At 40.7% G+C, this 14456-nt stretch carries 16 protein-coding genes and 2 pseudogenes; 15 read left to right on the plus strand and 3 right to left on the minus strand.

Annotated elements, in window-relative coordinates; genetic code table 11:
* The 9 genes from BCAMP_RS13625 to BCAMP_RS11055 all read left to right on the plus strand — a co-directional run.
* Nucleotides 1–399: LPXTG cell wall anchor domain-containing protein (locus BCAMP_RS13625; protein ID WP_035315633.1), on the plus strand; the 399-nt coding region annotated here is incomplete at its 5' end.
* A 162-nt stretch (nucleotides 400–561) separates the two neighbouring features.
* Nucleotides 562–918, plus strand: coding sequence for a hypothetical protein (locus BCAMP_RS11025; RefSeq protein WP_035315634.1), 357 nt, complete (start codon nucleotides 562–564; stop codon nucleotides 916–918).
* Between the two features lie 49 nt (nucleotides 919–967).
* The gene (locus tag BCAMP_RS12770) at nucleotides 968–1291 is read left to right on the plus strand and encodes a hypothetical protein (RefSeq protein WP_051457061.1); all 324 of its coding nucleotides are present in this window, start codon (nucleotides 968–970) and stop codon (nucleotides 1289–1291) included.
* Nucleotides 1292–1388: 97 nt separating this feature from the next.
* The gene (locus tag BCAMP_RS12775; RefSeq protein ID WP_051457062.1) at nucleotides 1389–2261 is read left to right on the plus strand and encodes a hypothetical protein; all 873 of its coding nucleotides are present in this window, start codon (nucleotides 1389–1391) and stop codon (nucleotides 2259–2261) included.
* A 263-nt stretch (nucleotides 2262–2524) separates the two neighbouring features.
* Entirely contained in the window at nucleotides 2525–3178 is a 654-nt protein-coding gene (locus BCAMP_RS11035) for a FadR/GntR family transcriptional regulator (RefSeq protein WP_269479298.1), read from the plus strand.
* Between the two features lie 283 nt (nucleotides 3179–3461).
* On the plus strand, nucleotides 3462–5009 hold the full coding sequence (gene gntK, locus BCAMP_RS11040; protein ID WP_035315636.1) for a gluconokinase: 1548 nt from the start codon (nucleotides 3462–3464) through the stop codon (nucleotides 5007–5009).
* A complete protein-coding gene (locus BCAMP_RS11045) occupies nucleotides 5010–6359 on the plus strand; it encodes a gluconate:H+ symporter (protein ID WP_035315637.1) in 1350 nt (449 codons plus the stop codon).
* A 213-nt stretch (nucleotides 6360–6572) separates the two neighbouring features.
* Nucleotides 6573–7418, plus strand: coding sequence for a DUF72 domain-containing protein (locus tag BCAMP_RS11050; protein WP_035315638.1), 846 nt, complete (start codon nucleotides 6573–6575; stop codon nucleotides 7416–7418).
* Between the two features lie 30 nt (nucleotides 7419–7448).
* Entirely contained in the window at nucleotides 7449–8246 is a 798-nt protein-coding gene (locus tag BCAMP_RS11055; RefSeq protein ID WP_035315639.1) for a tyrosine-protein phosphatase, read from the plus strand.
* Nucleotides 8247–8392: 146 nt separating this feature from the next.
* Here the strand turns inward: BCAMP_RS11055 and BCAMP_RS11060 are convergent, their stop codons facing one another.
* The gene (locus BCAMP_RS11060) at nucleotides 8393–8647 is read right to left on the minus strand and encodes a hypothetical protein (RefSeq protein WP_035315640.1); all 255 of its coding nucleotides are present in this window, start codon (nucleotides 8645–8647) and stop codon (nucleotides 8393–8395) included.
* Nucleotides 8648–9156: 509 nt separating this feature from the next.
* On the opposite strand from BCAMP_RS11060, the gene BCAMP_RS11065 reads away from it, so the two are divergent.
* From BCAMP_RS11065 to BCAMP_RS11085, 6 genes and pseudogenes are all read left to right on the plus strand, one after another.
* Nucleotides 9157–10329 carry a bifunctional metallophosphatase/5'-nucleotidase gene (locus BCAMP_RS11065; protein WP_156921230.1) on the plus strand — a complete coding sequence of 391 codons (1173 nt, stop codon included), beginning with the start codon at nucleotides 9157–9159 and terminating at the stop codon, nucleotides 10327–10329.
* Nucleotides 10298–10582 (plus strand): annotated as a pseudogene (locus tag BCAMP_RS11070) (YutD family protein); the annotation flags it as partial. The gene BCAMP_RS11065 and the pseudogene BCAMP_RS11070, both read left to right, overlap by 32 nt.
* A 112-nt stretch (nucleotides 10583–10694) precedes the next feature.
* Nucleotides 10695–11477, plus strand: a complete 783-nt coding sequence (locus BCAMP_RS11075) for a TIGR01457 family HAD-type hydrolase (RefSeq protein ID WP_035315641.1) — start codon at nucleotides 10695–10697, stop codon at nucleotides 11475–11477.
* Nucleotides 11461–11838, plus strand: coding sequence for a hypothetical protein (locus BCAMP_RS13985; RefSeq protein WP_198015781.1), 378 nt, complete (start codon nucleotides 11461–11463; stop codon nucleotides 11836–11838). The genes BCAMP_RS11075 and BCAMP_RS13985 overlap by 17 nt, the downstream gene beginning before the upstream one ends.
* On the plus strand, nucleotides 11774–12691 hold the full coding sequence (locus tag BCAMP_RS11080; RefSeq protein ID WP_232217983.1) for a CynX/NimT family MFS transporter: 918 nt from the start codon (nucleotides 11774–11776) through the stop codon (nucleotides 12689–12691). Before BCAMP_RS13985 ends, BCAMP_RS11080 begins: the two co-directional genes overlap by 65 nt.
* Nucleotides 12692–12694: 3 nt before the next feature.
* Nucleotides 12695–13444 carry an alpha/beta fold hydrolase gene (locus BCAMP_RS11085; RefSeq protein WP_035315642.1) on the plus strand — a complete coding sequence of 250 codons (750 nt, stop codon included), beginning with the start codon at nucleotides 12695–12697 and terminating at the stop codon, nucleotides 13442–13444.
* Nucleotides 13445–13493: 49 nt separating this feature from the next.
* On the opposite strand, the gene BCAMP_RS11090 is transcribed toward BCAMP_RS11085, so the two are convergent.
* The gene (locus BCAMP_RS11090; RefSeq protein ID WP_035315643.1) at nucleotides 13494–13871 is read right to left on the minus strand and encodes an ATP-grasp domain-containing protein; all 378 of its coding nucleotides are present in this window, start codon (nucleotides 13869–13871) and stop codon (nucleotides 13494–13496) included.
* Nucleotides 13872–14220: 349 nt separating this feature from the next.
* Nucleotides 14221–14456, minus strand: a pseudogene (locus tag BCAMP_RS11095) (IS30 family transposase); the annotation flags it as partial.

Consider the following 14456-nt stretch of genomic DNA (forward strand, 5'->3'; position numbering starts at 1 on the left):
GATGCTGACGCTGATGCTGACGCTGATGCTGATGCTGACGCTGACGCTGACGCTGATGCTGACGCTGATGCTGATGCTGACGCCGATGCGGATGCTGACGCTGATGCTGATGCTGACGCCGATGCGGATGCTGACAGTAATACACCTTCACTTGGCCTCACAGATGATTTTGGAAAGGCTTCATCTACGCCAACAGAGGGAAGTCAGTTTAATACCGATGCTGGTTTGGAAACTGGTACAACGTTTACAACACCAACAAGTGCTAACACAAGTAATACTAACGTGTTACCAACAACAGGTGAAGGTACTTCAACTACTCCAGTTGCTGGTTTGATGGCATTATTTGCAGGCTTTACAGCATTATTGTTCAACCGTCGTAAATCAGGTAAAAAACAATAAGTTTTTCTACCGACAACTCAGTCAAGTCATCTTGTAGCCAAAGTCACTTGTACTAACGTTTAAAGTAAAAGTAGTTTAATTCGACTTTGTCTACAATCTGGAGCCTATATTGATATAATCAATATAGGCTCTTTTAAATTGTATAAAACAGGGGGATTCGATATGCAAACGATGTCAAACTTACAAAAATTCAACGCAGCAATGAATCGTTTTCGAGCAAAAACACGGCTATCTTCTATCAGGGATATGGAAATGCCACAGGTGCAAACAGAACAAAAAGCAATTGTCTATCTTTCAATCGGTCAATTGAATCAACGTGCAAAAGTGTTTCATCAAATATCTGATAAATCATATGAGCATGCCTTAGAAAAAGTGAGTTCTAAAGCGCTAAAGTGGATAAACAAGTACCAACCGAACCTTGCCTTTCTAAAAGTCGATTTGGTGCATCAAATCGAAGAGACAACAGTGCCTACTTTGCAAAAAAAATATTCAAGCCTTCAAAAAAAATTATTTTCGTAGAGGCCTTTCATTTGATGCCGATTTTTCGCTGTCTTTTTTAGAACAAGAAGTGGTCGGTAATGCCTTTGTACGAGAAGCAACGAACGGTATTATCGGAATCGATGAAGTGAATATTCGTCATTATTTAAAGACAAATCGCTATAAAATTTTTAATTTTAATTTAAGTGCCTACAACAATAAGTCAATCTATTTATTCGATACAATTGGGTATTTTTTTGATTTCACGGAGCAACGTCAATGGAAAACATTGCAACAAGGTGAATTGACGAATGGTGTTCGTCAAACCTCTAATCTAAAAAAAGAAATTGAGCAAATTGTAAAAAAAAGCGACGCATTTTTTAGCGAAGGAAATTCAACCGTCAGGACAGTTTAATTACGGTTATTTTTCAGCATTTGCGAAACCAATTGGTACATATAATATTCTGCGTCATGCTAGTTCTGTCTATGCCATGTTAGAAGGTTACGAAGTCTTGAAAACGAAAGACATCTTGATTAAAGCACAGCAAAGTTTAACGTACCTTATGACTGCAATTGTGTTTAAGGATGTTAACACCGCTTATGTAGTTGATAAAGAAAATAATAATGAAATCAAATTAGGATCAAATGCAACTGCAATTTTAGCGATGACAAAATATGCTGAGGTTTCAGGCGATAAAAGCTATAATGATACCGCTGAAAAGTTAGCAAATGGCATTATTGCGATGCGCAATGATGAAACGGGTCATTATAATCATGTGTTGCATTACCCAGACTTTACAATCAAAGATAAATTCAGAATCATTTATTATGAAGGAGAGGCAGTTTTCGCTCTATTACGACTCTATCAACTAGATGGTAATAAAAAATGGCTAGATGAGGTTGTATCATATTTTGAAATATTCATTGCCGAGGAGTATTGGAAAGAACACGATCACTGGTTGAGCTATGCAGTGAATGAGTTAACCGACTACCTTTCAGAAGATAAATATTATCAATTTGGTCTGAAAAACTGTGCAGATAAGCTATCGTTTATTTATCACCGTGAAACGACATTTGCAACTTTCTTGGAGTTAACAATGGCAGCCTATAAAATGATTGATAAGATCAAACAAGCAGATAAGGCGTACTTGTTAAATGATTTTGACGAAGAATTATTACGCAAAACAATTGATAAACGGGCAGAATTTCAACGTGTTGGCTTTATGTATCCCGAAGTAGCGATGTACTTTAAACAACCCGCTTTAGTTTTGAACGGTTTCTTTATTCGTCACCAATCATTACGGGTACGAATCGATGATGTTGAACATAACTTATCGGGTTATATTCAGTATCTAACGTATCGATTAGGAGAGAGTATGACATAATAAAAAATCGGCAGCCTTATAAACAGCCAAGGCTGCCGATTTATTTATGATAAAAGGTGATGGTGCTACCTTCCTTGAAACTAAATAAAGAAAATTAAGTGTTGCATGGACTTGTTAGAATGTTTAAAGATAAACCTCTCGATGGAAGTAGCCTTAATAATTTGCTTTTTTGAGTTCAACACCGTATTTTTGCTATACTTAATGTAATAAAGTGAAAGTAGGTTGAATAATGACAGAAACAAAAAAAAATAACAAGACAACCGCTGGCACAAGTCGTCGCTAGTAATTTGACGAATTTAATCCAAGCACAGCAATATATCTCAGGTGATAAATTACCGAATGAGTTTGAATTGGCAGCCGAATTAAATGTCGGTCGTGGCACGATTCGTGAAGCGATTAAATTATTAGCAGCGCGGAATATTGTTGAAATCCGACGTGGTACAGGGACGTTTGTCTCCGAAACACCGGGATTGTCAGATGATCCGCTCGGTTTAAGTTTCATTGCCGATAAACAGAAATTGAGTCGCGATTTAATGCAGATGCGTAGTATTATTGAACCTGAAATCGTGCGCTTAGCGGCTGAACATGCTACAACAGCAGAAGTCGAACAGATGGAACGGTTATGTGAAGAAATTGCGGTCTTAATTCATCAAGATGAAAATCATGAAGAAAAAGACATTGAACTGCATGTAACGATTGCACGAGCCAGTCAAAATTTAGTTGTCCCATCACTGATTCCGATTATTCAAACGGCAATTTCACTTTTTATCGATTTGACCGATCGGCATTTAAAGGAAGAAACCATTAAAACACATGCGGCTATCGTAGCAGCCATTAAGGCACACGATGGCGCCGAGGCGAAACGACAAATGAGCTTACATTTACAATATAATAAGACCGCCCTGAAGATTGAATAATAAAGCGCTTTTAGACGTTGTCTACAATCTGAAAAAATGAGTTGCACTAATTAGTGCAACTCATTTTTTTGATATTGTTCAAGATTGAAACAATAAGAAGGAAGGTTTTAAGGGCTATTTACGCTTTAAAAGCGAAGATTCTGAAAAATGTGTCAGAATTCGTAACTTTTTATCGCAAAAGCATTGACATCTAGATGTGTAAGCGTTATCATTCAAATATACAAAGACGTATGACGTCCTACAACTAGAACGGTGTAGAACGATTGAATAGAGGGGTGTTAACATGACAGCATTAGATTTAGTTATCGGAATGGACATTGGAACAACGAGTACAAAGGGTGTCTTATACGATACAGACGGAACAGTAATAGCAACAGCAGATACATTATATCCACTCATTCAAGATCAACCAGATAAAGCAGAGCAAGATCCTGATGAAATTTTAGCAGCAGTTGTAAGCGTTATCTCACGCATCGTTAAAGATGCTGGTCCACATAAAGCGCGTATTGCAGGTGTATCATTCTCAAGTGCAATGCACAGCCTGATTGTATTAGATGAAACAGAGCAGTTAGTGACACAGTCGATTACCTGGGCAGATAACCGTTCGCATCGTTGGGCGCAACATTTAAAAGACAACCTCAATGGGTTAGAAATATATAAACGCACTGGCACACCGATTCATCCGATGTCACCGTTAAGTAAATTGTTATGGCTGAAAAATGATGAGCCAGCAGTTTACAAACAAGCTCGTTATTTTATCGGTATTAAAGAATACATTTTCTTACGTTTATTCAACCGTCGCGTGGTTGATATGTCGATCGCTTCGGCAACTGGTCTATACAATATCCACACCTTAGACTGGGATGAAGAAGTGCTCTCATTATTAGCAATTGATGCATCGTATTTATCAGAAGTGGTTGAGACGAATGCAGCGATTAGTGGCTTGGATGCGCGTTATGCTGCAGCAATGGGCTTAGCTGAAGATATCCCGTTCTTTATCGGTGCTAGCGACGGTGTCTTATCAAACTTAGGCGTTAACGCGATTGATGGTGAAACGTTAGCCTTAACAATTGGAACAAGTGGCGCTGTCCGAATGGTCGTAAACGAACCACGGGTGGATCCAAAGGGACGCACGTTCTGTTATGCGCTTACGAAAGACCGTTGGGTTATCGGTGGTGCGGTTAATAATGGTGGTATCGTCTTCCGGTGGGTGCGCGACCAACTTTATCCGTCAGAAACGTTAACAGGTGGCGAACGCTATGATATGTTAACTGAAAAAGCGAGTCAAATCGCGGCGGGGTCAAACGGCCTTATCTTCCATCCCTTCTTAGGTGGTGAACGTGCACCGTTATGGGATGCAAATGCGAAGGGCTCGTTTATCGGCTTAACACAAGCGCATACGCGTGATCATATGATTCGAGCGGCACTTGAGGGGATTGTCTTCAACTTATACAGCGTCTTGCTCGTATTAGAAGAAATTGCACCGTTGCCAAAACGGATTCATGCGACGGGTGGATTTGCTCGCTCGAGTTTATGGCGCCAGTTACTCGCTGATATTTTTGAACAAGAAGTTGTGATTCCTGAAAGTTTTGAAAGCTCATGTTTAGGAGCAGCCGTACTCGCGATGGAAGAATTAGGTTTAGTCGCTTCATTAGAAGCCGTGGCACCAATGGTTGGTGTTACACACGCTCATATTCCGAACGAGGCTCATTTTGCGGCTTATCGTGAACTGTTTCCAATCTTTGTACGTACGACACGTTTATTACAAACAGAATTCGCAGCATTAGCTGATTTTCAACGACACACACATTATAGTTTGGGGGCGGAGTAAATGGAATTAGTCATTGTCGGAATTGGGATTATTGTTTTACTATTACTCATTATTCAATTTAAATTGAACACGTTTGTCTCGTTAGTCATTGTTGCAATTGGTGTCGGGATTGCCTTAGGTATTCCGATGAATGAAATTATCGGGGTCGTTGAAGCGGGGATTGGGAGTCAATTGGGTCACTTAGCACTCGTGTTTGGTTTCGGTGCAGTGCTCGGTAAACTTGTAGCTGATTCAGGTGGTGCTTACCGCATCTCCGTTACATTAATTAATAAGTTCGGACGTAAAAAAATCCAGATTGCAGTACTCATTGCTTCATTCATTATCGGTATTGCACTCTTCTTTGAAGTTGGTTTAGTATTATTAATTCCAATTATCTTCACAATTGCGAGTGAATTAGGTATTTCAATCTTATACCTTGGTATTCCAATGGCAGCGGCCTTATCGGTGACACATGGTTTCTTACCACCGCATCCAGCCCCAACAGCGATTGCTTTAATTTACAAAGCAAACATCGGCATGGTGTTGCTATACGGGATGATTATTGCAATTCCAACGGCTTTAATCGCAGGTCCTTTATATACTAAATTCGCCAAAAAAATTGTGCCAGATGCCTTTGCCCGTACAGGTAACATTACGGCCTTAGGTGAACAAAAGAAATTTGAATTAGACGAAACACCAGGTTTTGGAATTAGTACATTAACAGCGTTATTCCCTGTTATTTTAATGGCGATTGCGACTGTTTACCAATTGCTAAAAGACTCACTCAACTTTAGCAGCCATGTAAAAGTTGATGAAGCGATTGCCTTTGTGGGAACACCCGGAATGGCGATGTTACTATCATTGCTCTTTGCGATATATAGCATGGGAATAGCGCGTAAGATTCCAATGAAAGAACTGATGAACTCAATGTCGAAAGCGATTCAACAAATCGCGATGATGTTACTGATTATCGGTGGTGGTGGTGCCTTTAAACAAGTCCTTGTTGATGGTGGCGTCGGCGACTACGTTGCAAAAATGTTTACTGATTCAAGTTTATCACCGATTATTTTAGCGTGGTTGATTGCAGCGGTCTTACGTATTTGTTTAGGATCAGCAACGGTAGCAGCCTTAACAGCAGCCGGTTTAGTGGTGCCATTAATGGCAGCAACAGGAACAAACCCAGCGTTGATGGTAATTGCAACTGGTGCGGGGAGCTTAATTGCTTCACACGTTAACGATGCTGGTTTCTGGATGTTTAAAGAATATTTCAACCTCTCAATTAAAGAGACATTCGCGACATGGACAGCACTGGAAACAGTCATTGCAGTTGTCGGTTTAGGCGGGGCGTTAGCACTGAACTTAATCGTTTAATACTAAAAGTGAAAGCAACCCGTTATAACTGTAGAAATTGGAACTGTAGAAACAAGCAACTTGGAAGACAAACGCGACAGTAGCCGTTGCGTTTGTCTTTTTTTGTTCAAATGCCACGCGGCAAACGAATAAAGAAACAGGCAATTCTTTGCAACTAACAATAACTCACGCTATCATAAGGTGAAGGCATTTTTAAGTAGGAGTGACAACATTATGGTGAAAATTGGCTTAAGTGGTTGGTCTGACCATCCGCTGTTGTATCAAGGCACTAAAAAACAACAACTTGAAGACTATGCTTCTTATTTTTCAGTTGTTGAACTCGATAGTTCATTTTATGCCATTCCCCGTCAAACGACAGTGGCACAATGGGTCAAGCGGACGTTGCCGGGGTTTGAATTTATCGTTAAAGCTAATCGAGTGATGACCCTACATAGCGTAAATGGTGTGGAAATGGTTGATAACAAAGAGCAACAACAGCTATTTGCTCAATTCATTGATAGCTTCAGTCCATTAATTGAAGCAGGTAAATTAGCGTTTGTTTTGTTGCAGTTTCCACCTTATTTTAGTTGTAATCCGGCCAATATTGCCTATTTAAAACAGATTCGAGCGTGGTTACCCGTTGATGCGGCCGTCGAATTTAGACATCGCAGTTGGTATGATGAACGTTTTCAAACCGATTTATGGCATTTTTTAACCGAGCAGAACTATATTCATACGATGGTTGACCAACCACAGGTCGGTGAAAGGACAGTGCCGTTTGTCAAGCAGACGACAGCAGCCAAAAAATTCATGCGCCTCCACGGTCGTAATCAGGCGGGGTGGATTCAGGCGAAGCAAACGGATGGGGATGGTTGGCGTGATGTCCGTACGCTTTATTGTTACAATGAAGTTGAGTTAGCGGAATTAGCCGTCCAATTAGGAACGCCTTCAGCAGCAACCTATGTCATCTTTAATAATAATGCTGGTGGCGATGCTGCAGCGAATGGCATAGCGTTACAAAGCCGTTTTAAAAGCAGTGAACAGCTGTTAGAAACGAGACAGTTAGGACTATTTGATTGAATACATTAGAACTAGAGGAGAGCTGACAAAATGAAGATGAAGATGAATTTGCACAATCCGTTTATTAAACTTGAAGGTGCGGTTAACGTGAGGGATTTAGGTAATTATGTGACCACTGAAAATCGCGTAACGAAATCGAATCGCCTGATCCGTGGAGCAGCCTTAAACGATATTACAGCGGCAGATAAAGCCAAAATATATGATGAATTAAATATTCGTCAAGTGATTGATTTTAGAACATTAGCCGAAATTGCAGAACTACCCAATCAACGAATTGAAGGCGTAGTGGATACGAACATCGCGGTCATGTCCGATTTAGGACATGGTGCGAGCCTTGCTGATATAATCGCTGAAGTTTCGAAGGCACCAACTTCAAATGCCTTTTTGATGGAAATTAACCGTCGCTTAGTGATAGAAGAAACAGCACAAGCGGGTTACCGTCAATTTATGCAAGGCTTATTAGCAACACCTGATTCAGCGACTTATTGGCATTGTGCGGCAGGTAAAGATCGGACTGGGTTTGGCGCAGCGTTAATTTTAAAAACGTTGGCAGTCGATAACAAGACGATTTTACGTGATTATTTATTGAGTAACCCTGGTCGTGCGGAAGAAAACAAACGGAAGTTAGCTGAAATAAGCGCGAGTATGCCACTAGAACCAGCAGTTTATCAAGCGATTAAACGAGGACTAGAAGTAAATGGTCATTATATTTTAAATGCGCTCCAAACAATTGATGATAACTATGGTTCAACGACAGACTATTTACATGAAGTGATTGGTTTCTCAGAGAACGACATTAACGATTTTAAGCAAATATACCTCAAATAAAAAAAACGCCGAAGGGCGTTTTTTTATTTAAGGTATATTCTCCGCTTTTATTTTTCCAGCTGTTTCAGCCAGAACTGAGGAAATTTCACTCCCTCACTTGCCGACGGTAAATAATCGGCAAATCGGTAGTTCCAATTTCGACAGTTCTAACGAGCTGACTCCGCTTTTATTTTTGAGCGTTGACGTTTAAGCGTGCTATAGCATAAGCGCTGATTAAAGCCTAACGCAAAGGTGAAAATGAGGCAGCCAGCAATGAGGCGAGCCAATGTTATCCAGTGAGCAGTAGTAATGAGGGCTGTAATGAGCCAATCACTTAGATAAAAACCGATGACACTAATGCAAATAAAAATAGTTAATTGGATTAAGAATCTTAAAAAGATTGATGAATGTTGTGGCGTCATAATAAGCGCCTCCTTACGAGATTAGTTGGTGGAGAGGGTGCGACTATGTATTCATTAAGTCGTTGTAGTTAGATAATGTATTAGTTTGGTTCGATGCGTGATAGCGATGGTCATTAAAACAACGCATCAATCCGCGATTAGGAACATTGCTAATTATAGGCTTAAATTAAAATAAAACAATATTCTTTTTGAGAACAATGAGAGCTTTCTCATCTCATTTTAATCTTAATAAAGCAACTGTAACGAAAAGCCTAGCAGATTGCCTCGTGTCGGACTACTTTTTTGCTATAATGTAAGAGTATTGAAATTTAACGGAGAAGAGGCGACGGTTATGGAATTGAAACTCTATCATACGAATGACATTCATAGTCATTTGGAAAACTGGCCTAAAATCCATCGGTTTCTAACGGCTAAAAAAAAAGGAAGCAAGCCCAGCGCTGTTTTTTGATATTGGTGATTTTATTGATCGTGTGCACCCACTAACAGATGCGACAGCAGGCCAGGCAAACGTGAGGTTACTTAATACCATCCCGTATGATGCCGTCACAATTGGCAATAATGAAGGCACCACCTTGACGAAAGGAGCGTTGCAAAAATTATATGCAACTTTCAGTGGCGACGTTATTTGCGCCAATCTGACCGATGACTTAGGAACCTTTCAACCATTTGTTATTTATGAACGTGGTACTGAAAAAGTTGCAGTGATCGCCTTAACGGTTATTTTTGCCCAATTTTATGAGCTGTTACAGTGGGAAACAACCGATCCCTTCGTGGCATTAGAGGCTGTTCTACCACAGTTACCGTCGGATGTGAGTGCGATTGTTCTCATGTCGCATCTTGGTTTGCCGGTTGATGAACAACTGGCTGAACAGTTTCCGCAACTGACTGTGATTTTAGGATCACACACCCATCATCTCTTACAAGCGGGTAAGCTTATTAATGGAGTATTGTTGGGAGCCTGTGGTCGCTACGGTGAATACATTGGCGAGGTGACGCTTAATATCGTTGGCCGAACGGTTATTCACAAAGAAGCGCAGGTTCATCTAGTCGCGACGTTAGCGGCAAGCCCAGCTGATCATTTGCAAACGGAAGCTTTTTTCAACGAAGGAAAACAGTTGCTCAATCAAACGGTCGCCATTTTAGATGCGCCATTGTCATATAGCTGGTATGAAGAGAGCCCACTCTCGCAATATGTGAATGAAATTGTCTGTGAGGCAACTGGTGCAGATAGTTTCTTAGTGAATGCGGGCATCTATTTAACCGCACTACCACAAGGACGTGTAACGCGTTTTGACATGCACCAATGTTTACCACATCCATTGAATCCGTTTATGTTACATTTAACAGGGAATCAACTGCTGTTCTTGGCCCGCCAAATTCGTGAAAAAGCAACCGACTTACGTGATCATCCACTGAAAGGATATGGTTTTCGTGGCCAAATATTTGGACAAGTGTTGTTGCCACGTATTAGTTATGACACAAATGATTTCGTTTTGTGGGATAATAAACCACTCAAACGTGATAAAATATATAAGATAGTCACAACGGATACCTTCATTTTTTCACCGTTATTTCGTGTGATAAGAGAGCTGTCGTTTTCGTTAGAAAGTGACTTGTTTATTCGTAATTTAGTCGAACAGAAATTAACCAATGAAACGAGGGACTACGATGTTAATGATTAATGGTCAACCTTACGAAGTCGTGCGCGACTATCGTGAAGGCTTTCAAGAAGAAATGTTTTTAGAACGATACAGTGAAGTATTAAAAAAATATGATTACATTGTTGGTGATTGGGGTTACGAAAAACTACGTCTTAAAGGTTTTTTTGAGGATAACAATAAAAAGGCGAACTTTGATGCCCGAATTAGTACATTGAACGATTACTTATATGAGTATTGTAACTTTGGCTGTGCTCACTTTGTGTTGAAGAAATTACCGATGTCGATGGCACCGGCAGAGCCAACAATTCCAGCAGAAGTAACCGAACCAGTGACAGAAACAGTAATACCAACGTCAAGCGTTAATCAAGAAGGCGAGGCGGTAACAAATGAAACAATATAAAGCTTACTTATTTGATTTAGATGGTACCATCTATCATGGACAACAACCGATTCCAGCAGCGGTTGCGTTTATCCAACGATTGGCTTCTTTGAAAATCCCTTATCTTTTTGTTACCAACAATTCAACCCGTTCGCCAGAACAGGTCGCACAACGCTTACAAGCGATGAACGTGCCCGCGTTGGCAACTGATATTGTGACATCATCACAAGCAACGGTGCATTACTTGCAAACACACAACATTGGCAAGCAAGTCTATGCGATTGGGCAATCAGGCTTGACCGATGAGCTCGCCGCCGCTGGCTATGAACAAACGTTGGCACAACCTGATGCGGTTGTGATTGGACTAGATCCGGCCGTGACTTATCAAGAACTTGCGCATGCAACGCAGGCGATTGCCGCAGGAGCCGTCTTTATTTCGACTAATCCCGATAAAGCAGTACCACTCGAAGGTGGTTTAATGCCGGGAAATGGAGCATTAACAGCCTTTGTGGCAACGGCAACAGCGCAGGAACCGATTTTTATCGGCAAACCGTATCCGACCTTAATGGCCTTGGCATTAGACCGTTTACAGCTCTCAAAAGAAGAGGTTGTAATGGTCGGTGATAATTACTTAACCGATATTTTGGTCGGTATTAATTATGGCATTGATACGCTCTTAACATTAACAGGTTATACACAACGTGAGGATTTAGCAGCGGTAGCAGCGCAACCAACGTATATTGTGGAGTCACTAGCCGATTGGGCGGGTGTCGATGAGACAGTCAATTAAGCGTCAACCAAAGTCGTATTTATTGCTGTTTGCCATATTTATTTTGGCGATGAATTTACGGGCACCGATTACCTTATTAGGACCATTAACGAATGAAATTAAGCTTGATTTAAACATGTCTGCCACGGTAGCAGGTTTAATTACGACCTTACCCGTATTAGCCTTCGCAGCTATTTCACCATTTATTTCGCGAATTGGCAACCGGTTCGGGATGAAAAATGTGCTATTTTCAGCCGTGCTTTTTTTTATTCTTAGCGAGCGTGGCGCGCTTACTTGGAGGAACGACGCTCTTTTTAGTGGGGACCTTTTTTGTTGGGTTGGCCATTGCGTTTGCCAACGTCTTGCTACCCGCGTTAATTAAGATGGATTTTCCGTTACGCATCGGTTATATGACCGGTCTTTATACGCTGTTTATGAACATGACGGCAGCGATAGCGAGTGGTACAAGTGTCCCACTATCAAGTGGTTTAGGCATTGGTTGGCGTGCGACTACTGGCATTTGGGCAGTCATTGCCTTCGTCGCCATCATTCTCTGGATGCCGCAACTGCGCAAACAACCTCGAGAAAGTGTCGCTTCGAGTTTACACACACAGCCGACAGTCACCAAAGTGAACATGTGGTGCAACCCGATTGCTTGGGCCGTGACGATTTTCTTTGGAATTCAATCGTTGTCGTTTTATAGTATGGTGGCTTGGTTACCGACGATGCTCAGCAATACCGGTATGTCACCAACAACAGCAGGATGGGTCTTGTTCACCGTCCAAATGGCGCAGTTGCCAGCCTCGTTTGGTGTGGCGCTGTTATCGGATCGTTTGAAAAACCAACGCAGTCTCGTGCTCGTTGGTGGGGCAACCTTTTTCATCGGTTTTGGTGGGCTGCTTTACACGTTAGCTACGGCTGATTTCCGCTTTATTTGGCTCGCTGCCATCGCTCTTGGCATCGCTGGTGGTTTAACCTTTGGCCTATCAATGATGTTTTATAACTTGAAAACAGAGACCGTACGTGAAGCGTCTGATCTATCAGGCATGTCTCAGGCTGTCGGTTATTTATTCGCCGCGATGGGTCCAACCTTCTTTGGCCTGCTTCATGATGTAACAGGCTCATGGCTCACGACCGTTTACGTCTTAATTGCGACTATTTTTGTGATTGTCGCCTTTGGTTTATTTGCCTCACAAAATAAAAAAGTGAGCTTTTATGCGAATAGAAGGAGGTAAGTGATGAAAAAAATCACCTTTGAAAATGCGAAGAAGCAACCACTCATCGGTTGTTTCTATGCGGGTCAGCGTCAGACGGCAGTGATTCTCGTTCATGGTTTTTTATCAAACAAACGCTCAAGTGGTCGGTTCGATAAAATTGCACAGCGTTTTAATACCATTGGTTACCCGGTACTAAGTTTTGATTTTGGTGGCTGTGGGGAATCAGTCGATATGCCGATTTCATTGCAGTCGTTAATTAGCGATTTAGAAGTAGCTAAAGCCGTGTTACGGTCCCAGGGCTATCAAAAACTTGTGTTATACGCTCATAGCTTAGGTGGACTTGTCTCATTACATTGCCTCGATGAGGACGTTGAAACAGTCATTTTAACGGGGCCAGTGACAGGTCCCGTTCCATTTGCTGCCATCTCGCAATTACAACCTGAGCAAACCGAATGCTTGGCTCAAAAAGGGTATTATTATGAGCGCCTAGCAAATGATGACTGGCGCGATCAAATGTGCGTCAGTGCTGCGATGATTAATGATTTTGAAACGGTTGACCAACAACAATTATGGCAGGCGGTCACCGTCCCAGTCTTGATTATTCATGGCACTGAGGCAGAAGAAGCAGTGCTTAAACAAAACAGTGAACGTTTAACACTGCCGTCGGGTTCAAAATTGGTGGTGTTTGAAGGGGCTGACCATGGTTTCTTTGAACAATTTGCTGCGATTGAAACACTCGTGAGTCAGTGGTTGCTTGAACATACGAACTAAAAAGAAAACAAACAGCTATTTTCACTGACAATAGCTGTTTGTTTTCTTTTTAGTTATTTAATATAGACAATACATCTTTTGAAAAATCAGTACTTGCTGCATGTTCAAGCCACCGCCAGTCTCCAGCTAAGTTAATTTCTAAAAAATACCAAGTATTTTGATAAAAAATTAAGTCGACTGTTCCAATCTTTAAGTCTATTGGTAATTTGTACTCGAGCATTTTAATACCTCTAATATCTTCAAAGTGCCAATCATCACTCTGTACATTACTATATTTGAGACTAGAAATTTTATCACCAAATACATTTATACGATATTCAACACTCTTATTTTTAGGGAGAAGCTCTTGATAGATAACAGGAGCTGCTTTGATGTTTTCTTGTTTTACGTCATCTAAGGTATTGAATGTTCTACCATAAAAATCCAATAATGCTCCATCGCTTCCATATATAGAATGATGTTTTAGTGCTTTTGCGAAAAAATTCGTTTTGAAATCACGAAAGAAGAGGTCTAAATCTTTTTTTGAATTTGTAATAATTGTATGTGGTATTGAGAACCCACTTTTTTTTTAGCTTCTTTAAGTTGTAACGGTTTTGAAATTTGCCTTCGAACAGGGGTGAGTGATTTGTGGGAAGACAATTCTAAGATAGAATAAAACAATTCAGTCCACTCATATAAAAGATATTTGTGAAGGGTATATTCCAGATTTTGAAAAAAAGAAAAAATTATCATTATTGAAATACCTAATCCAAATAAAATCAAATTCATATGATTTGTCAAATTAAGTTGGACAATTGTTCTTCATTTACGTAACTCAAAAACACTTCCAATGGTGTCCGGTAGTTTAATGATTTTCTTGGGATGTGATTTCTTTTTGAAGCAACAGCTGAAATGAAGTTTTGGTCAACTTGGTTAAAGTCCATCTTTTTTGGCAAGCCATTTCGACGCAAAATGCCATTAGAATTTTCGTTTAGACCGCGACGTTCGTTGTGTCCGTTTGGCTTACGTTTAC

Origin of the sequence: Brochothrix campestris FSL F6-1037 (assembly GCF_000525915.1) — a bacterium.
GTDB lineage: Bacteria > Bacillota > Bacilli > Lactobacillales > Listeriaceae > Brochothrix > Brochothrix campestris.

Coding starts and splice junctions, on each gene's coding strand:
- BCAMP_RS11025 (WP_035315634.1), top strand. CDS start 562: ATGCAAACGATGTCAAACTTACAAAAATTCAACGCAGCAATGAATCGT.
- gntK (WP_035315636.1), top strand. CDS start 3,462: ATGACAGCATTAGATTTAGTTATCGGAATGGACATTGGAACAACGAGT.
- BCAMP_RS11045 (WP_035315637.1), top strand. CDS start 5,010: ATGGAATTAGTCATTGTCGGAATTGGGATTATTGTTTTACTATTACTC.
- BCAMP_RS11050 (WP_035315638.1), top strand. CDS start 6,573: ATGGTGAAAATTGGCTTAAGTGGTTGGTCTGACCATCCGCTGTTGTAT.
- BCAMP_RS11055 (WP_035315639.1), top strand. CDS start 7,449: ATGAAGATGAAGATGAATTTGCACAATCCGTTTATTAAACTTGAAGGT.
- BCAMP_RS11060 (WP_035315640.1), bottom strand. CDS start 8,647: ATGACGCCACAACATTCATCAATCTTTTTAAGATTCTTAATCCAATTA.
- BCAMP_RS11075 (WP_035315641.1), top strand. CDS start 10,695: ATGAAACAATATAAAGCTTACTTATTTGATTTAGATGGTACCATCTAT.
- BCAMP_RS13985 (WP_198015781.1), top strand. CDS start 11,461: ATGAGACAGTCAATTAAGCGTCAACCAAAGTCGTATTTATTGCTGTTT.
- BCAMP_RS11085 (WP_035315642.1), top strand. CDS start 12,695: ATGAAAAAAATCACCTTTGAAAATGCGAAGAAGCAACCACTCATCGGT.